This window comes from Streptomyces sp. NPDC048825 (genome assembly GCF_043198355.1).
GTDB classification, from domain to species: domain Bacteria; phylum Actinomycetota; class Actinomycetes; order Streptomycetales; family Streptomycetaceae; genus Streptomyces; species Streptomyces xiangluensis.
In genome coordinates, this window is record NZ_JBICUR010000001.1 from 767,165 (window position 1) to 785,022 (window position 17,858).

Annotated in this window: 14 protein-coding genes; 7 read left to right on the plus strand and 7 right to left on the minus strand. The window is 68.6% G+C overall.

What is annotated here, in order from left to right:
• The first annotated feature begins 6 nt into the window (after positions 1–6).
• The 6 genes from ACGFNK_RS03565 to ACGFNK_RS03590 are packed head-to-tail and all read left to right on the plus strand — an operon-like array spanning position 7 to position 6,809.
• Entirely contained in the window at positions 7–1,371 is a 1,365-nt protein-coding gene (locus ACGFNK_RS03565) for an O-antigen ligase family protein (RefSeq protein WP_393411497.1), read from the plus strand.
• Positions 1,368–3,068 (plus strand): murein biosynthesis integral membrane protein MurJ, encoded by a 1,701-nt coding sequence (gene murJ, locus ACGFNK_RS03570; protein ID WP_393411499.1) that lies wholly within the window; start codon positions 1,368–1,370, stop codon positions 3,066–3,068. The genes ACGFNK_RS03565 and murJ overlap by 4 nt, the downstream gene beginning before the upstream one ends.
• The gene (locus ACGFNK_RS03575; RefSeq protein WP_393411501.1) at positions 3,052–3,828 is read left to right on the plus strand and encodes a polysaccharide deacetylase family protein; all 777 of its coding nucleotides are present in this window, start codon (positions 3,052–3,054) and stop codon (positions 3,826–3,828) included. Before murJ ends, ACGFNK_RS03575 begins: the two co-directional genes overlap by 17 nt.
• A gap of 19 nt (positions 3,829–3,847) precedes the next feature.
• Positions 3,848–5,008, plus strand: coding sequence for a glycosyltransferase (locus ACGFNK_RS03580; RefSeq protein WP_393412152.1), 1,161 nt, complete (start codon positions 3,848–3,850; stop codon positions 5,006–5,008).
• On the plus strand, positions 5,008–5,691 hold the full coding sequence (locus ACGFNK_RS03585) for a lipopolysaccharide biosynthesis protein (RefSeq protein ID WP_393411503.1): 684 nt from the start codon (positions 5,008–5,010) through the stop codon (positions 5,689–5,691). The genes ACGFNK_RS03580 and ACGFNK_RS03585 overlap by 1 nt, the downstream gene beginning before the upstream one ends.
• Complete coding sequence (locus tag ACGFNK_RS03590; protein WP_393411505.1) at positions 5,688–6,809, plus strand: GNAT family N-acetyltransferase; 1,122 nt, start codon at positions 5,688–5,690, stop codon at positions 6,807–6,809. Before ACGFNK_RS03585 ends, ACGFNK_RS03590 begins: the two co-directional genes overlap by 4 nt.
• On the opposite strand, the gene ACGFNK_RS03595 is transcribed toward ACGFNK_RS03590, so the two are convergent.
• The 7 genes from ACGFNK_RS03595 to ACGFNK_RS03625 form a co-directional block, all read right to left on the minus strand.
• Complete coding sequence (locus tag ACGFNK_RS03595) at positions 6,799–8,085, minus strand: glycoside hydrolase family 26 protein (protein ID WP_393411507.1); 1,287 nt, start codon at positions 8,083–8,085, stop codon at positions 6,799–6,801. The two genes, ACGFNK_RS03590 and ACGFNK_RS03595, sit on opposite strands and share 11 nt — an antisense overlap.
• 228 nt (positions 8,086–8,313) lie before the next feature.
• Positions 8,314–8,964, minus strand: a complete 651-nt coding sequence (locus ACGFNK_RS03600; RefSeq protein WP_393411509.1) for an LPXTG cell wall anchor domain-containing protein — start codon at positions 8,962–8,964, stop codon at positions 8,314–8,316.
• Positions 8,965–9,627: 663 nt separating this feature from the next.
• Positions 9,628–9,837 carry a hypothetical protein gene (locus ACGFNK_RS03605; protein WP_386352698.1) on the minus strand — a complete coding sequence of 70 codons (210 nt, stop codon included), beginning with the start codon at positions 9,835–9,837 and terminating at the stop codon, positions 9,628–9,630.
• A 473-nt stretch (positions 9,838–10,310) separates the two neighbouring features.
• Entirely contained in the window at positions 10,311–10,517 is a 207-nt protein-coding gene (locus tag ACGFNK_RS03610; protein ID WP_393411511.1) for a hypothetical protein, read from the minus strand.
• 710 nt (positions 10,518–11,227) lie between these two features.
• Complete coding sequence (locus tag ACGFNK_RS03615; protein ID WP_393411513.1) at positions 11,228–11,524, minus strand: hypothetical protein; 297 nt, start codon at positions 11,522–11,524, stop codon at positions 11,228–11,230.
• Between the two features lie 402 nt (positions 11,525–11,926).
• Positions 11,927–12,235, minus strand: coding sequence for a hypothetical protein (locus ACGFNK_RS03620; RefSeq protein ID WP_393411515.1), 309 nt, complete (start codon positions 12,233–12,235; stop codon positions 11,927–11,929).
• A gap of 212 nt (positions 12,236–12,447) precedes the next feature.
• Positions 12,448–14,367 carry an AMP-dependent synthetase/ligase gene (locus tag ACGFNK_RS03625; RefSeq protein ID WP_393411517.1) on the minus strand — a complete coding sequence of 640 codons (1,920 nt, stop codon included), beginning with the start codon at positions 14,365–14,367 and terminating at the stop codon, positions 12,448–12,450.
• Between the two features lie 350 nt (positions 14,368–14,717).
• Between ACGFNK_RS03625 and ACGFNK_RS03630 the strand changes: the two genes are divergently transcribed.
• Entirely contained in the window at positions 14,718–17,858 is a 3,141-nt protein-coding gene (locus ACGFNK_RS03630; RefSeq protein WP_393411520.1) for a glycoside hydrolase family 2 TIM barrel-domain containing protein, read from the plus strand.

A 17,858-nucleotide genomic window follows, 5' to 3' on the forward strand; every position in this document is an offset into this window, starting at 1 on the left:
CCACCGGTGAGCCACACAAACGCCCTGCGGACCGCGCGCGGACTGGCGCCCGTCCTGCCGGTGGTAGCGGTGATCGCCCTGCTCGCGCTGCCCGTCGCACCGGGCGGCGAGGGCGGCGCGAGCCCCGCCGACGCCGCCTCCGGTGTCGTCGTCCTGTGCTGCGCGATTCGTCTGCTGCGGCACCGGCGGCGCCCCCTGTCCCGTACGGCCGTAGTGGTACTGGGCCTGCCCGTGGCCGGGTTCGCGGTGGCGGCAGCGGGGGCCATGACGCCGGGCGCGGCGCTCACCGGCTTCGCGCGCTGGCTGCAGATCTTCGTGCTCGTCCCGGCCGCCGTCCTACTGCTCGTCCGCGACCGGCGGGACGTCCGGCTGCTGGCCTGGTCGGTGGTGGCGCTTGCGATGTGGCAGGGGGCCGTCGGGGTGCACCAGTACGCGACCGGGACCGGCGCCTCGTACATGGGCCAGGAGATCCGGGCGGTCGGCACCTTCGGGCCGGGCGATGTCATGGGGATGGCGACCGTGGTGTCCTTCGGGCTGGTGTGCGCGGTGGGCCTGGCGCTCGCAGCCGGGTCCGTACGACAGCGGGTGTGGGCCTTGGTGTGCATGGTGCTGCTCGTCGTGCCACTGGCCGTGTCCTTCAGCCGGGGTGCGTGGATCGCGACGGTCGTCGCGTGCGGGGCGCAGCTGGTGCTCGCGGGCCTGCGGCGGGCGGTGGCGGCGGGTGCGGTCGTGGCCGCGGTCTCGGTGATCCTCGTCGGCGGGTTCGGAGTCGGCTCCACCCTGTTGCAGGAGCGGGTCAGCAGCATCGGCCAGGTCGGCGACGCGCCGGACCAGTCGGTCACCGACCGGTACACGATGTGGGCGGCGGCGGCCGACATGTGGCGTGAACGGCCGCTCACGGGCGTCGGTTTCAAGGGTTTCCCCGAGCACCGCGACGCTCACGCCTCGCTGGCGCTGTCGTCGGGCAGCGACATCGAGGGCGCGGGCACGGAGTACCGGAAGCAGCCGCTGCTGTCGCCGCACAACATGTACCTGCTGGTGCTCAGCGAGCAGGGCATCGTCGGGCTGCTGGCGCTCACGGGGAGCTGGCTGGCGCTGCTGGTGCCGGCGCTGCGAAGGCTGGTCCGCGCCCGTAGAGCGCGGGACCCCGGCGACGCCCCGACGGCGGAATCGTCCCTCGACTGCGGGCTCGTCGCCTGCGGGCTGCTGGTCTGGCAGCTGGTCAACTTCGCGTACGCCGATATCGGCGGGCCCACGACCGTCCTCACCGCGATCTGCCTGGGCCTGACGGCGTGGTGGGCATTGGGGGGCCGAGAGGGCTGTCCCGAACCGGCTGTCTCCGAGGCCTCCAAGGAGGCAGCTCCACGATGACGATCGTCCCACCTCCGCAAGCCGGAGACGCCACGGCCACCGCGGTGGCAGGCCCCGGCACGGACGCCCCCGCCCCCGCCCCCGGCAGTAGGACCACTTTCGTCTCGCACGGCTTCCTCGCCAGGGCGGCCTTCGTCACCGTCCTCCTCTCCCTGGCCGGTGCCCTGCTGGGCCTCGGCCGGGACCAGGCCCTGGCGCATCTCTTCGGGGCGGGGAGCGAGACGGACGCCTTCCTGGTCGCCTGGACCGTGCCGGAGTTCGCGGCGACGCTGCTGATTGAGGACGGGCTGGCCTTCGCGCTCGTACCGGCGTTCAGCGCGGTCGTGGCCCGTCGCGCCCACGGCGGCACGGGGGGCCACGGCGACCCGGTGCGCGCCCTGGTACGCGGCACGCTGCCCCGGCTGGCGTCGGCGTTCACTGTGGCGTCGGCGCTGCTCATCTGGGGAGCGCCGTACCTGGTCGAGATGCTGGCGCCAGGACTCCCGGACCCCCGCCTCGCGGTGGACTGCACCCGGCTCACCGGCACCTGCGTACTGACCTTCGGCCTCGCGGGTTACTGCAGTGCGGCCCTGCGCGCACACCGCAGGTTCGTCGCGCCCGCGGCCATCTACGTCGCGTACAACACCGCCATCATCACGGCGATGTTCGTCCTGGGCGGACGCTGGGGCGTGCGAGCGGCGGCTATCGGCGTCGCGCTGGGTGGGGTGCTCATGATCGTCACCCAACTACCCTCACTGCTACGGCAGTTGCGCCGCCGGCAGACGACCCTCGGACCGACCGGGACGAACGCGATGGCCCCTGCGGCCCCCGGAGATCCTGCTGCCGACCCGCGCGCCCTGAACCTCACCCTCTTCGTCACCGTGCTGCTCTTCGCCCTGTGCCGACAGTCCCAGGTCCTCATCGAGCGCTTCCTTGCCTCCCCGCTCCCCGCCGGCACCATCTCGCATCTCAACTACGCCCAGAAGGTGGCCCAGTTGCCGATGGTGCTCGCCCTGATGCTGTGCACGGTCACTTTCCCCGTCGTCTCGCAGGCACTGGCCGAGGGCGACACCGAGCGGGCCCGCGACCGCGTCGAACGCGACCTCGCAGCCGTGTCGTACGTCGTGCTGCTCGGCACCGCCGTCGTCGTCGCCTGTGCCCCGCAACTCGTCCAAGTCCTGTTCCAACGGGGTGCGTTCACCGCACAGGACACCGCGGCCACCGCCGCCGTGATGCGCGTGTACGCGCTGGGGCTGCTCGGCCACGCGCTGGTGGGCGCGCTCGTCCGGTCGTACTTCTCGGCGGGGCGCCCGACCTGGTACCCGGTGGCCGCCATGACCGCCGGTATCGCCGCCACCGCGGGGGCCGGCACGTGGGCGGTAGGCCCGTGGGGCGTGCTCGGCATCGCCGCCGCCAACGCGGCCGGCGTCAGCCTCACCGCCCTGATCCTGCTGTACGGCATGGGAACGCGCGGCGTGCCGATCCGCACCCGGCCGGTGCTGGCCGCGATGGGCAGACCGCTGCGCGCCACGGTGGTCGCCTGTGGGGTGGGCTGGCTCGGCGCGAGCCTCATCGACTCCCCCACCCTCGGGCTCACGGCCGGCGGCACGGCCGTCACCGTCGTCTTCCTCCTGCTCGCCGGAATGCCGGACGGGCAGGGCCTCGCCCCCACGATCCGCACCATCACCCGGAGGCTTCCCCATGCCCGTGTCCGCTGACCGCGGCCCTTCCGCCGCCCCCCGATCAGACTCGCCCCGGCGCAGACCCGGCCCGCCCCCGTGGGTGGCGATGTACCACTCCGTGGGCGACTGCTCCCACGACCCGTACCGCGTCACCGTCTCGCCCCACCGCCTGGACCGGCAGCTCGGCTGGCTCCGCCGACGGGGCCTGCGCGGCGTCGGAGTACGTGAACTGCTCGCCGCGCGCGCCCGCGGGGAGGGCCAGGACCTGGTGGGCCTGACATTCGACGACGGGTACGCCGACTTCCTCGCGCACGCCCTGCCGCTGCTGCGCCGCCACGCCTTCGGCGCCACCCTGTTCGTACTGCCGGGCAGGCTGGGCGGCGACAACGCCTGGGACCCCTGTGGCCCGCGCAAGCCGCTGCTGTCGGCGGACGGCATCCGCCAGGCGGCCGCCGAGGGCATCGAGATCGGCTCGCACGGCCTCACGCACCAGGACCTGACCCGGGCCGACGACGCGCTGCTCCGTGCCGAGGTGAACGACAGCAGAGCGCTGCTCTCCGAAGTGACCGGTGCTCACATCCACGGTTTCTGCCACCCGTACGGCCAAGCCGACCGCCGAACCGTCGACGCCGTACGGGAAGCGGGCTACAGCTACGCCTGCGCCACCACCCCCGGCGACCTGGCCGGCCCGTACGCCCTCCCCCGCGTCCACATCGGCGAGCGCGACACGGCCTGGCGACTGCACCTCAAGCGCCGACTGCACCGCCTGCGCCTGCGCCCCGTCGACGGAGTATGAGGCCCTCGCGATGCCCGGCTTGAAGGCCCTGCACATCATCACCGGCCTGGGCGTAGGCGGCGCGGAACAGCAACTCCGGCTGCTCCTACGCCACTTGCCCATCAACTGCGACGTCGTGACCCTCACCAATCCCGGCCCGGTCGCCGAGGGCCTGACGGCGGACGGCGTCCGGGTCGTCCACCTCGGCATGTCCGGCAACCAGGACCTCTCCGCCCTGCCTCGCCTCGCCCGCCTGATCCGGTACGGCAGCTACGACCTCGTACACACCCACCTCTACCGGGCCTGCGTGTACGGCAGAATCGCCGCCCGCCTGGCAGGCGTACGAGCTGTGGTGGCCACCGAACACTCCCTGGGAGGCACCCAGTTGGAGGGCCGCACCCTGACCTCCGGCATGCGCGCCCTGTACCTGGCCAGCGAGCGGCTGGGCCGGGCCACGGTCGCGGTCTCCCCCACGGTGGCCGACCGGCTCCGCGGCTGGGGCGTGCCCGAGCCGCGCATCGAGGTCGTGCCCAACGGCATCGACGTGGCCCGCTTCCGCTTCGATCCGGCCCGCCGCGAACGCACCCGCCGCCGCCTCGGGCTGCCGAAGGACGCGTACGTCGTCGGCGGCATCGGCCGGCTGACCGCGGGCAAGCGGTTCGGCGTCCTGATCGACGCCCTCGCCCAACTCCCTTGCGACTACATCCTGTTGCTGGTCGGTGGCGGCCCCGAGGAGAGCGTGCTGCGACGCGCCGCCCAGCGGGCCGGGGTCACCGGCCGGGTGCTGTTCACGGGCGAGCAGCCGTACGAACCCGACGGCACCCGCGACCGTCTGGATCTGCCCTCGCTGACCTCGGCGATGGACGTACTCGCCTCACCGAGCGCGGAGGAATCCTTCGGCCTGGCCGTCGTGGAAGGCCTGGCAGCAGGCCTGCCGGTGCTGTATGGCTCCTGCCCGGCCGTCGAGGACCTCCCGCCACGCCTCGCCACAGGGGCCCGCCGGGTACGCGGCGGCGCGGACGCGTTCGCCCGCGCCCTGGCCGAGACCCGCGCCCGGACCGGGCACGGCCCCTCCCGCCCGACGGACCGCCGGGCCCCCGCAGCCGCCCGCCACTACTGCATCACGCGCACCGCCGCACAACTCATGGACGTGTACGCGTCCGCCGTCTCGTCCCCGTCACCCCTCGGAGCAATCCCCTGATGACCACCAAGACCGACTCCCCCGCCGCCCAGGCACCCCAGGCAACCGCTCCGTTTCGTCGGCGGGCACTGAGACGCCTGCGCGCCCTGCCCCCCTGGTCCCTGCTGGCGGCCGGCACCCTCACCGGCGCCCTGGCCGGTACCGCATACGGCGCCCTCACACCACCCGCCTACTCCGCCTCGGCCTACGTCGTCGCCGTTCCCACCGCCGAGTCCGACCCACAGGCCGCACTCGGCTTCGCCCAGGCATACGGCCGGGTCGCCACGCAACTCGCGGTACTCGGCGACGCCCAGGTCTGGGCAGGCGTTCCGGCGCGGACGCTGCGCGAGAGCGTACGGTCGGCGACCTCACCGGACGCCCCGATGATCGCCGTGACGGCCACGTCCATCCGCCCCGACCTGGCCGCCGACATGGCCAACGCGGTCACCGGCGCGATGACCCGCCACGCCACCCGCACCAAGAACGCCACGCACATCGAACTCCGCCAGTTCTCCAGGGCCATCAAACCGACCGCCCCGTCCTCGCCGTCCCCGGCCCTGACCACCCTGGTGGGCGCGAGCGCCGGCGGCCTACTGGGCGGCCTCGCACTGCTGGCCCGCCCGCGCCACACCACCGCGGGCAGCGCGAACCCGGCCGTGGTCCCCGGCCCGGCCACCGCCGCCGACGCACACGGACAGCTGTGAGCGGCCTGACGGTACAGGCGGCCGAGGACACACTGCGGGCCGAACTGTGCACCGACGAGCGCGAGTTCACCGCCCTGGCCCCGGCATGGGACCGGCTGTACCGCAACTGCGGCACGGCAACCCCGTTCCAGAGCCACGCCTGGCTGCACTCATGGTGGACGTCGTACGGCACGCCGGGCCGACTGCGGCTGGTCCTGGTCCGCGAAGGCGCCGAACTGCGGGCGGCAGCCCCGCTGATGTGCGCAGGAGGCCCGCTGCCCCGCCTGGTCCCCCTGGGCGGCGCGATCTCCGACTACGGCGACGTACTACTCGACGACGACCACGCCGACCGCGCGGCAGCCGCACTCACCCAGACCCTATGGACAGCCGCCCGCACCACACTGATCGACATCCGAGAGGTCCGACCAGGCAGCGCAGTGGAGCAGGTATACGAGCACTGGCGCGGCCCCAGGCTCCAACTGCCCGACTCGGTGTGCCTGGAACTACCCGCCCACCCCCTGAACGAGCTGCTCACCCGCATGCCGACCAGCCGCGCCCGACGCGTCCAGACGAAGCTCCGCAAGCTCACCGCACTAGGCATCGAACACCGTTTCGTCCGCCCCGAAGAGGTGGCCTCGACCGTACGCACCATGCTGGACCTGCACCGGCTCCAGTGGCAGCAGCGCAAGGTGACCCCCGAACACCTCAAACCCCGCTTCCACGAGCACCTGTCTCGCGCGCTGGGCCCGCTGGTCCGTTCCGGGGACGCCGTGGTGACCGAGTTCCGAGCCGGTCCCGACGTACTGGCAGTCGACGTGACCCTGCTCGCGCGCCACCTGGCAGGCAACTACCTCTACGGCGCCCATCCACGCCTACGGGAATGGAAGACAGACATCGCCACCATGCTGCTGCACGCCTGCGCCGATCACGTATCCCGCGACGACCGCCAGGTACTGAGCCTGCTGCGCGGAACCGAGCCGTACAAATTCCGCTGGCGCCCCGACACCGTGGTCAACCAGCGCCTGCTACTGGCCCGACGCCGCAGCGCCCCACTCCTGTCAGCGGTCGCCTGCAAGGCCTACGCGCGCAACCGGGCCCGCGAACTCGTACGCGGGCAGAAGAACCCGCTCACCAACTGAACGACCACCAGTCACTCCGCCAGTCTTCGCGAATGCAGGGCTCTCCACCGATCCAGTACTCGACCCAGTCACCCAGATTCAACGAGCGGCAGCCTGAGGTGGTCTGGGGCTCGGGAGTGGGCTCAGGCTCAGGACTGGGCTCGGGCACGGGCGTTGGAACTGCCGTTGCTACTGGCGTCGGCACCGGCAACGCCGTCGGCGGCACGGTCCCGGTACGTCCGTAGAGCACGGCCCGATACACCTGAGCCGCCCGCGGATTCCGCCCGCACTGCCACACCCCGTGCGGGCAGTAGTCGGTGATCGTGTTGTACACCGGCTTGTGCTCATCCATCCAAGCAAGCATGCGCCGCATGTACTCCGGGTTGTCCCCGTTACGGAACAGCCCCCACTCCGGATACGAGATGGGCTTCCCATGCTCCTTGGCGAAGTCCACATGCTTCTGCAGCCCGTACGGCTCCGAAACCTGCTCGTCGAAGGACATCCCCCGCGGCTGGTCGTAACTGTCCATCCCGATGATGTCGACGGTGTCATCCCCCGGATAACACTCGGTCCACGGAACGGCATCACGCCCCCGACTGGGCGTGAAGTCAAACCGGAAGGCCTGCCCCGGCACCGACCGCATGGCGCCGACGATCCGGTTCCAGTACGCCTTCCAGGCCTCCGGGTCCGGCCCGCACCGATGCGTGTACGTGATGCCGTTCATCTCCCACCCCAGCACGAGCACGGTGTCCGGCACCCCCAACTCGACCAGCCGCTCGGCCAGCCGCCGGAAGTGCACATCGAACGCCCCGGCCGCGCCCCGACGCAGCAAGTGACGCACCTCGGCATCGGAGACGTCCTCCTCGTTACGCTCCATCATCGGCACATTGAGCACAAAGATCCGGTTGCTCTTCTCCCGCCGCCAGTTCGCCCAGTCATCGAGGAAGCGGGGCGCGCCCTCGATATTGCTCCAGAGGTCCCCGGCCAAATACGTACGCCCCACCCGCAACTCGGCCCCACCCAGCCACCGACTGAACCGGTCCGTCCGGACCACACCACGCCAGCTGTAGTCCAGGTAGGCCCCGAAGGCGGGGAAAGAGGTGGGGGTTGCACCGGTGGCTGTCGGTGCGGGAGTCGGTAGCGGCCCCGGTGCCGGTACCGAACCCGGCGTCCTGGCGTCCTCTTCCGCCCCGCTGCCCAAGAGGTGTCCAGTTCCCGCCAACAGGGCAGCCGCCGCAACAATGCCGGCCGCCACATACACGGGCCATCGTCTGAGGCGCCGATACCGTGCGGCCATGGCTGCTCCCGTCTCCGCTGATCAACGGCGGCCGTAACGGCTGCACTGCCGCCCATTTCTCCGGACTGTTCATGACATCGAGTCTTATGTGCGGCGATCCCGCCAGCGGAGTCCCTTGCCTGGCCACGCTTTGACCACCCAAGGAGTGAGCCCTGGCCGGGGACGAGTTCGGGGGCCGGACGAGTCTCCGTCCGGCCCCCGAGGGAAGCACTCCCGCGTGAATCCCCGTTACCTCCGCGAAGCGGCTCGACCTCGCCGGTACAGAATGGCGCCGCTCGCCAGCATCAGCGCGGCAGCACCTGAGGCCAGGAGCACCTGCTCATCACCACCGGTCTCAGCGAGCGAGGGCGGCTCCGCCGGGGGCTCAAACGCCGGAGGCTCGGCGGCAGGGGGCTCGGCAGCCGGGGTGGACGGGTGCGGCGACGTGGGCGTCGTCACCTCCGGCGGAGTGGTGGCAGGCGGTGACGTCGACGGCTCGTCGGGCGGCGTGTGCGAGTCGCCGCCGCCGTCCCCGTAGCCGACGTCGTCGTCGCCATAGCCACTGTCTTCGTCGTCCCCGTAGCCGACGTCGTCATCGCCATAGCCACTGTCGTCGTCCCCGTAGCCGCTGTCATCGCCGTGATCGACGCCGGGGGAAGCGCCATTCGATTCGCGTGAGTCCGAGCCACTGTTCCGGGGGTACTCGACGGAGGCATCGACCTCGGCGCTCACACCGACGGAATTGTCGTCGTCGTCCGCGTCAACGTCCACCGAAGCCTCGACGTCGCCGCCCGACAGGGCGCCGGACGATGCCCCGGAGGCTCCCTCGGCACGCGAGTCCGCGAACACCGGGGTGCCGTACAGGGACAGAATGCTCGTCGCGGCGGCTGCCACGACCATTCCCCTGCTCAGGTTCTGTCGCAATCTGGTCGTCTTCCTGCTCGAAATAAGTGGGAGAAGCCGGCATTGAAACCGAAGGAACCGGTCCAAGCCGACCTGTGCCTCAGCCGTTCGACTGGTCTTCCGACAGCGGCACGGTGGGGGCGAAAGAACTGGCTCTCTCGTCAGTTCCTCCCTCTCTTCCTACGACTGCGCCGGGGAGCGGCTTCACGCCTGCCATAGTTTCGCCGCGACTGGATTTTCTGACTGGTCAGATGATGCGACCCGGTGAAGTGCCAGTACCGGCACCCGGGGCACTGATAGATCCGGTCCGGAATCTTCTGGATCAGCGGCTGCCTGATGAGCCATGCACGAGCCTCGTCCTCCGCACGGAATGACGCCTTCCCCGTATCCGGGCAACGCGGCAGGATCACCGTGTCACTCATGTCCCCTCCGAACTGCGCTACGTTGCGCGATCACCTATGGCGTGGCGATTTCTCGCTGCTGGACACCTTGGGAAATGGAAAGCGCCTCCCCCTCGGCGGATGAGGTTTTCACCCCATCCACCTGTCAGGGAAAGACGCTTTCAGGTCGGGCCACGATCCCCAAGAGAATCGAGAGAGGCCCCTGACCGCCGAACTGGAGTCGAACGATCAAAACCTGGGCCCAGAGGGCTCAGGTCGTTCAGACGACGGGGAGCTCGACCGCGGCCGTGGCGGTGGCAGTGTTGGTGTTGGTGTTGGTGCTGGTGTTCTCGTTCGTGTTGTTGTTCTCGATGACGATGTTGGTCTCGTCGTCGCCGTAATCCCCAGCGCTGGCGGCCGAGGCGGATCCCGCAAGGAGGGCCACTGCCGCAACGGTCACGGCAGCGCTCCGCTTCATGCTCTTACGCATGTCATATCTCCGTTCTGTTTCTTCCCCGTTGGAAGAACGAAACCGATATTTCCCTGATGCGGAAGGTCGCACAACTTGAAAAGGGCCCTGCACCCCCAACTTCATCCAAATGGCCCTGCATCACAGACGGAATGGATTACCGAACTGCGACCGTCTGCCATTGTTCGTGGCAATGCCAGCCCATACCGCAGCAGCAGCCGCCCCTCCCACGCCTTGCGGTCATGGAAGAGTGGCGGCTACCGCGCCACCAGACGGGCGCCGACAAGGGGACGTGACCGCAGGCCGATCGGCAATACCACGCATTCGCCGTGACCCCGCCGCCAGTCCAGTGGAGCGCCTCTCCGACGGGCGGATGAGAATGTCACACCATCCGCCCGCCAGGGAAAGACACTTTCAGGCCGGGCCACAATCCCCAAGAGAACCGAGTGAACGCCGAACAGGACTCGAACGATCACAAACCGGCCCCACAGGGGTCAGAGCAGGTCGTCCAGGTCAAGGGCAGCGGTGGCCGTGGCGGTGTTGGTGTTGGTGTTCTCGTTCGTGTTGGTGTTGTTGTTCTCGTTGACGATGAAAATGTCCTTGTCGCCGTCGCCGCCAGCGCTGGCGGCCGAGGCGGATCCCGCAAGGAGGGCCAGCGCCGCAACGGTCACGGCAGCGCCACGCTTCATGTTCTTACGCATGCTATATCTCCGTTCTGTTTCTTCCCCGCTGGAAGAACGAAGCCGATATTGCCCCGATACGGAAGGCCATACAACTTCATATGCCTCTTGGCCCGGAACTTCATCCATATGGCCCTGCACTACGCGTGAGACGGTGCATCCGGCCGTCCACTCAATGGAACAACGACTGACGGGCGGGGAGCGGAGTTGAATCACCGTTCATTTCGAACTCCAGCCCGAACGCGAAGTGCGGTGCGGAAGTCAGGAGCACGATGGCCACCGAACGAAGCATGCGATGAGACATCTTTCCTCGTGGATAGCAATAGGGGCCGACCGCCATAGGCGGTCGGCCCCTAGGTTCCAAGTACCTAAAATATCCCTTAGGTTTTCGGGAGATGTGATCACGGGCGCACGGACCCGCAACACGCGTGCGCTGCCCAATTGGGTCACCGACGTTATGGCACGGCACAACCCAGCTCCAGAGGGCTCAGCCCACCCGTCACTACTGCGGCAGCCGCCAAGCAGCGGAATGCGCGGCTCGATGCCGCGCATTCGCCGTAGGCTCGCGGCGCACGACCGGAGCGTCTCTCCCTCGGCGGATGAGGATGTCACCTCATCCGCCCGTCAGGGAAAGACGCTTTCAGGTCGGGCCACGATCCCCAAAAGAATCGAGTGACCGCCGAGCCGGACTCGAACGTGCGCAAGCCGGCTCCATAGGGCTCAGCCCAGTGTCACAGCCCCAGGCCACTCAGGAGGCCACTCACGGCGCCAAGAGCGCCAGCATCCGCCGCGGCGGCGTCCGCAGCCCCGGCACCGGCGGCGAGGTCGTCGTCAGGCGTGATGGTGGCGGTGGCGGTGGCGGTGTTGCTGTTGGTGTTGGTGTTCTCGTTCGTGTTGGTGTTGTTGTTCTCGATGACAATGGTGTCTTCGTCGCTGTACTCCCCAGCACTGGCGGCCGAGGCGGATCCCGCGAGGAGGGCCAGCGCCGCAACGGTCACGGCAGCGCCCCGCATCATGCTCTTACGCACGTCACATCTCCGTTCTGTTTCTTCCCCGTTGGAAGAACAAAACCGATATTGCCTTGACGTGGAAGGCCGCACAACTTCAAAGAGCCCTGCACTCGGAACTTCATCCACATGGCCCCGCACTAAAGACGATGCGGATTATCGAATCCCCAGGCCACAACGGGTCGGTCGCCCAAATAGAGCAATGACACAGCCCGAACGCGCGGGGCGGTGGCCAGTACTTCAGCAGCAGTTCTCTATTCCTGCCTGAAACACGTACTGCTTTACCCAAGGAGGCGACCGTCTGCCATTCGACAGTGGCGCTGCTGGCCTAAACAGCAGCAGCCGCCGCTTCCCCACGCCTTGCGGCCATGAGAAGAGCGGCGGCTGCCGTGCCATCAGACAGGCGCCGACGAGGGGGCACCGTCAGGATGCGCAGATCGTGGTGCTCTTGCGGTCGGCCTCCAGCTCGGCGCAGACCTGCGGGACCTTGTTCACGGTGAAGGTGGAGTTTTGTCGAACACCGGCAGGAACGGTCTGTCGCAGCCTCGATTCGTTCCCGCCGGTGATGATCTTTGCATCGACGGTCTGATCCTTGGGGCAATCGATGGTGAGGGTGATCTCGCTGGTCGCCTCCTTGTCGACCTTCTGGATGTCGGCCTCGCAAGGAAAGCCCTGTTGCGCGGCCGCCTGCGCGGGCGCCGCGGCGAAGACCGGTGCGGAAGCCAGCAGCACGGTGACTGCCGACCGGAGCATGCGGTGAGGCATGGAGTACTCCCAAGTGTCACTGGGGCAGACCGCCACAGGCGGTCGCCTTCAATCACGGCGCCTAAGTGTCCCTTACACGCCATTTCGGGAAGATGTGATCACGGGTGCACGAATCATGCAAAATGCGTTGCTCCACTCAGGTGATCCCCCGCATGCCCGCACTTTCATGTGCGTCAGTGTCAGTTTCCGTACAGCGCTTCGATCTCAGCCGCGTACGTCCTTGTCACCGCGTGACGCTTGACCTTCAGAGAAGGAGTGAGCAGGCGGTTTTCCTCGGTGAACTCGCCTTCGAGGAGGACGAATTCACGGATCGACTCGGCGCGGGAGACCGCCTGGTTCGCGTAGTCCACTGCCTTCTGGACGTCGGCTCGCATGGCGGGGTCGCGGATGAGGTCGGACATGGGGGTGTCCGCGGGCATTGCGCGGACGTGGAGCCAGTGGGCTACGTCCTCGCGGTCGAGGGTGATCAGAGCGGCTACGTAGGGGCGGTTGTCGCCGACGAGTATGCACTGGCCTACCGGGGGGCGGCTGCGGAGGCGGTCCTCCAGGATGGCGGGAGAGACGTTTTTGCCGCCCGACGTGATGAGGATGTCCTTCTTGCGGCCGGTGATGGTGAGGTAGCCGTCCTCGTCCAGGGCGCCCAGGTCGCCGGTCGCGAACCAGTCGTCGGTCAGGGCGGCGTCTGTGGCGGCGGGGTTGTTCCAGTACGCGTTGAAGACGATGCCGCCCTTGATGAGGACCTCGCCGTCTTCGTGGATGCGGACCGCCGTGCCGGGGACGGGGAGGCCGACCGTGCCTGGGCGGGGTTTCAGCGGCGGGACGATTGTTGCGGCGGCTGTGGTCTCGGTCAGGCCGTAGCCCTCGTAGATGATGATTCCGGCCGCGTAGAAGAAGAGATTGAGGTTGCGGTCGAGGGGGGAGCCGCCGCTGATGGCGTAGCGCATGCGGCCGCCCAGTTCCTTGCGGATGCGGCGGTAGACCAGCAGGTCGTACAGAGCCCAGGCTGCGTACAGGCCCGGGTTCGGGCCCTGGCCGCGGCCGAGGAACCTGTTGAGGTGGGCCTCGCCGAAGCGGACGGCGATGCGGTCCGCACGGTCGAAGGAGGCGCCGCGGCCGATCCGTTCGGCGGTCGCGCGGCCGGTGGCGTGGATCTTCTCGAAGAGGTACGGGACGCCGACCAGGAAGGTGGGGCCGAACTCCCTGAGCGCGGGCCGGAGTTCGTTCGGCGTGATGCTCGGGAAGTGTCCCAGCTCGATACGGGCCATCAGGCAGGCGATCTGGATGGTGCGGCCCAGGATGTGGGCGAGGGGCAGGAAGAGGAGGGTCGAGGCAACCTCGCCGGTGATCTCTTTGAAGATGGGGTGCAGGAGTTCGACCGTGTTGGCGGCCTCGGCGTACAGGTTGGCGTGGGTCAGGACGCAGCCCTTGGGCTGGCCGGTGGTGCCGGAGGTGTAACAGATCGTCGCGGGCGTGCCGGAGGTGAGGTCCTCCCGGCGCTTGATGATTTCCTCGTCGGGGATGTTCCGGCCACGGGCGGTGAGTTCGGGGAGCGCGCCTTCGTCGATCTGCCATACGCGCGGGGGATCCGGGTGGTCCGCCGTGCCGGCCGTGACCGCTTCCGCGTTCTCGGGGGTCTCGGCTATGACGAAGCGCGCGCCCGAGTCGTGGACGATCCACTCGATCTGCTCGGCCGAGGACGTGGCGTAGATGGGGACGGACTGGCCGCCGGCCGCCCAGATCGCGAAGTCGAGGACCGTCCACTCGTAGCGGGTACGGGACATCAGCGCGACTCGGCCGCCTGGTTCGAGACCCTCCGCGATCAACCCCTTGGCAACAGCGGTGACTTCGCCGGCGAAGGCCTCCGCGGTGACCGGATGCCAGGTGTCGTTCGCGCTGCGGCGGAGGATCACGGCGTCGGGGGCCTCGGCCGCGTTGATGTAGGGCAGGTCGGCGATGCTGCCGGTGGTGGCCCTCGGTGCGAGGGGCGGCATACGGGCCTCGCGGACGACGCCTTGGTGGTCCCTGACGATCTCGACCTTGGTGCGGTTCGCCAGGTCGGTACGTTTCTTGGCCTGTTTCAGATCTTTGCGTACGCCCATGACGGCTCCCCGGTCGCGGCTCACTTGCGGTGGTGCGATGCGATACGTACTTACGCGGGCGTCAACTTACTCGTGCGTAGCGGAAGTTCAATCGGTTGTTCGGCTGTGTTCGAACCGGTTGCCCCCGGCGATGGCACGGGCGGCGCCTACCCAGGGGTGAGTTCGGTTCATGGGCGAGTGCAGTTCGTCGTGGCTTGTCGTGCCCACGCGGCGGAGCCGCACATTGATACAGCCCCGCCCCCAAAGACCTGCGGGCGCCCCCAGAGGCTTATGAGGCGGAGGAGGTCTTGCGCCCTGCGCGATTCCGTTCGACGCTGAGGCTTCGTGTTGCCTTCCGGTGGAGCCGCCGCATGAGCACATACCGTCCGAGCCGCCGCAACGTCCTCGTCGCAGGAGCGGCCCTCGCAGGGACAGCCGCGTTCGCCGCGCAGAAGCGGGCGTTCGCCGCCGAGGGGGACGAGTGGGACGCGAGTCCGAGGGTCTTCCAGGTCAACAGAGAGCCGGCCCGGGCCGCCCGCCTCGTGCCGTACGCGACCACCGCCGACGCCCGGCGCGGGCAGTTCGCGAAGTCGCCGTACTACCGCTCGCTGAACGGCAGTTGGCGCTTCCACTGGGCGAGAAACCCCGACCAGCGGCCCACCGGGTTCCACGCACCCGGCTTCGACGACAGCACCTGGGACCGCATCCCCGTCCCGTCGAACTGGGAGATCGAGGGCTACCCGGAGCCGATCTACCTCAACATCAAGTATCCGTGGATCGGTTACGAGAACCCGGCGCCCCCGCAGATCCCGCACGACTTCAACCCCGTCGGCTCGTACCGCCGTACCTTCACCGTCCCCGACGGATGGAAGAAACGGCGCACACTGATCTCCTTCCAGGGCGTGAAGTCCGCGTTCTTCGTGTGGGTCAACGGCAAGCGCGTCGGTTACAGCGAGGACAGCTACACACCCGCCGAGTTCGACATCAGCCCGTATCTGAAGTCCGGGCGCAACACACTCGCCGTGGAGGTCTACCGCTGGTCCGACGGCAGTTGGCTGGAGGACCAGGACATGATCGACCTGTCCGGGATCTTCCGCGACGTGTATCTGTACTCGGTTCCGCAGATGCACGTCGACGACCTGTTCGTGCGCACGGAACTTGATTCCGCGTACCGCGACGCCGTGCTGAGCGTCGATGTCGCATTACGCAACCGGGGTGGCGACCAGTCGGTCACAAGGCATCGCATCGTGGCCGAGCTGTTCGACGCCCGCGGACGGCGTGTGCTGAAGCTGGCCGACGCGGTCGAGGACGCGGTGACGCTGAAGGGCCAGGTGAAGGGGCCTGCTCTGTGGTCGGCCGAGCAGCCGAATCTCTACACCCTGGTCGTCACACTCAATGACGGCTCCGGTAAGGTCGTCGACATTCACAGCAAGCGGATCGGGTTCCGTCAAGTCGACTACGGCCCCGGCAAGTTCACCGTCAACGGCAAGCCGATCATGTTCCGCGGCACCAACCGCCACGAGAACGACCCCGACCGCGGGCAGGCCGTCGACGAGGCGCGGATGGTGCAGGACATCCTGCTGATGAAGCGTCACAACATCAACGCACTGCGCACCGCGCACTACCCCAACCATCCGCGGATGCTGGAGCTGTGCGACGAATACGGGCTGTACGTCGTCGACGAGGCGAACCTGGAGACGCACGGGGTACGCGACACCGTGCCGGGTTCGCTGCCCGAGTGGACCGACGCGTGCGTGGACCGGCTGCGTTCGATGGTCGAGCGGGACAAGAACCACGCCTGCGTGGTCGTGTGGTCGCTCGGCAACGAGGCTGGCCAGGGCTCGAACTTCAAGGTCATGGCCGACTGGGTGCACGCGCGCGACGCCTCGCGGCCCGTGCACTACGAGGGCATGAACGCGGTGACCGACGTGCACAGCGAGATGTACACCAGCCCGGCCGGCGTCGAGAGGTACGGCAGGTCCGGCAACCCGAAGCCGTACATGCTGTGCGAGTACACGCACATGATGGGCAACAGCGGCGGCAACCTCCCCGAGTACTGGGAGATCATCGAGCGCTATCCGAACCTGCACGGCGCGTTCTTCTGGGACTGGGCCGACCAGACGATACGGCTGCCTGTGCCCGGCGACCCGAAACGCACGTACCTGTCGTTCGGGGGCGACTGGAAGCCCGGCTATCCGACGGACGGGAACTTCTGCTGCAACGGCCTGGTGGCGAGTGACCGTGCCATACATCCGGGGCTGCTGGAGGCGAAGAAGGTCTACCAGCCGGTGGGGATCACGGCCGGTGATCTCGCCGCCGGTGTGGTGAAGGTGCGCAACAAGCACCTGTTCAGCGGCCTGGACGCGTACGAGCTGCGGTGGACCGTCACACGGGACGGCGCTCGCGTGCAGCACGGCACGCTCGCGGCACCCAAGGTCGTGCCGGGCGAGGAGGGCACTGTACGCATCCCGTATCGGAAGCCGCCCGCGCTCGAACCCGGGGCGGAGTACTTCCTCAACCTCTCCTTCGTGCTGCGGAAGAAGACGAGTTGGGCCGACGCCGGGCATGAAGTAGCCGCCGAACAGCTGGCGTTGGACTGGCAGGCACCCGCGCCCACCGAACCCGCACCGCGCGGCGACCTCACGCTGACGGAGACCGACAGCGAGGTCAAGGTGAGCGGTCGCAACGTGGAGGTGGTGCTGTCGAAGGCCTCCGGCACGCTCTCCTCGTACGTCTTCCGCGGCCGGCTTCTGCTCGCCGAGGGCCCCGTGCCGAACTTCTGGCGGGCACCGACGGACAACGACATCGGCCGTAAATTCCAGAACACGGCGCGCACGTGGCGCGACGCGGGAGCCAAGCGCACCGTGACGTCGGTCAAGGCCTCGCAGCCCTCACCCGGCGAGGTCGTCATCGAGGTCGGCTGTACGCTGCCCACCTCGCCGAGCGCCTCGACGTGGCGTACCGAATTCCGGGTACGCGGGGACGGCGAAGTGCGGGTGCGGCACACACTTGAGGCGGCCTCGGGGTTGCCCGATCTGCCCATGGTGGGCGCCCTGTTGACGGCTCCCGGGGGTTACGAGCGGCTCGACTGGTTCGGGCGTGGGCCGCACGAGAACTACTGGGACCGCAAGACGTCCGCGTTCGTGGGGCGTTGGCGGTCCACGGTCGACGATCAGGTGGCGCCGTACGTCCGTCCCCAGCAGACGGGGAACATGACGGACGTACGCCACCTGTCGCTGACCGACCGTGCCGGTGACGGGCTCACCGTGGCCGCCGATCCGGCGGACGGCGAGCCGTTGCTGGAGACGAGCGCGCTGCACTACTCGCCGTTCGATCTCGACGGGCCGCGTCATCCGTACGAGTTGAAGCGGCGCGACGAGACCGTGCTGGGCGTCAACCACCGGCAGATGGGTGTGGGCGGCATCGACTCGTGGGGTGCGGCCCCGCTGGAGAAGTACCTGCTGCACTCCGGCCGGTCGTACACGTACGCCTACCGGCTCAGGCCCGCCTAG

Bases quoted from the DNA above. Each gene is read 5' to 3' on its own strand.
- murJ (WP_393411499.1), top strand. From the start codon at position 1,368: ATGACGATCGTCCCACCTCCGCAAGCCGGAGACGCCACGGCCACCGCG.
- ACGFNK_RS03575 (WP_393411501.1), top strand. From the start codon at position 3,052: ATGCCCGTGTCCGCTGACCGCGGCCCTTCCGCCGCCCCCCGATCAGAC.
- ACGFNK_RS03585 (WP_393411503.1), top strand. From the start codon at position 5,008: ATGACCACCAAGACCGACTCCCCCGCCGCCCAGGCACCCCAGGCAACC.
- ACGFNK_RS03595 (WP_393411507.1), bottom strand. From the start codon at position 8,085: ATGGCCGCACGGTATCGGCGCCTCAGACGATGGCCCGTGTATGTGGCG.
- ACGFNK_RS03600 (WP_393411509.1), bottom strand. From the start codon at position 8,964: ATGGTCGTGGCAGCCGCCGCGACGAGCATTCTGTCCCTGTACGGCACC.
- ACGFNK_RS03605 (WP_386352698.1), bottom strand. From the start codon at position 9,837: ATGCGTAAGAGCATGAAGCGGAGCGCTGCCGTGACCGTTGCGGCAGTG.
- ACGFNK_RS03610 (WP_393411511.1), bottom strand. From the start codon at position 10,517: ATGCGTAAGAACATGAAGCGTGGCGCTGCCGTGACCGTTGCGGCGCTG.
- ACGFNK_RS03625 (WP_393411517.1), bottom strand. From the start codon at position 14,367: ATGGGCGTACGCAAAGATCTGAAACAGGCCAAGAAACGTACCGACCTG.
- ACGFNK_RS03630 (WP_393411520.1), top strand. From the start codon at position 14,718: ATGAGCACATACCGTCCGAGCCGCCGCAACGTCCTCGTCGCAGGAGCG.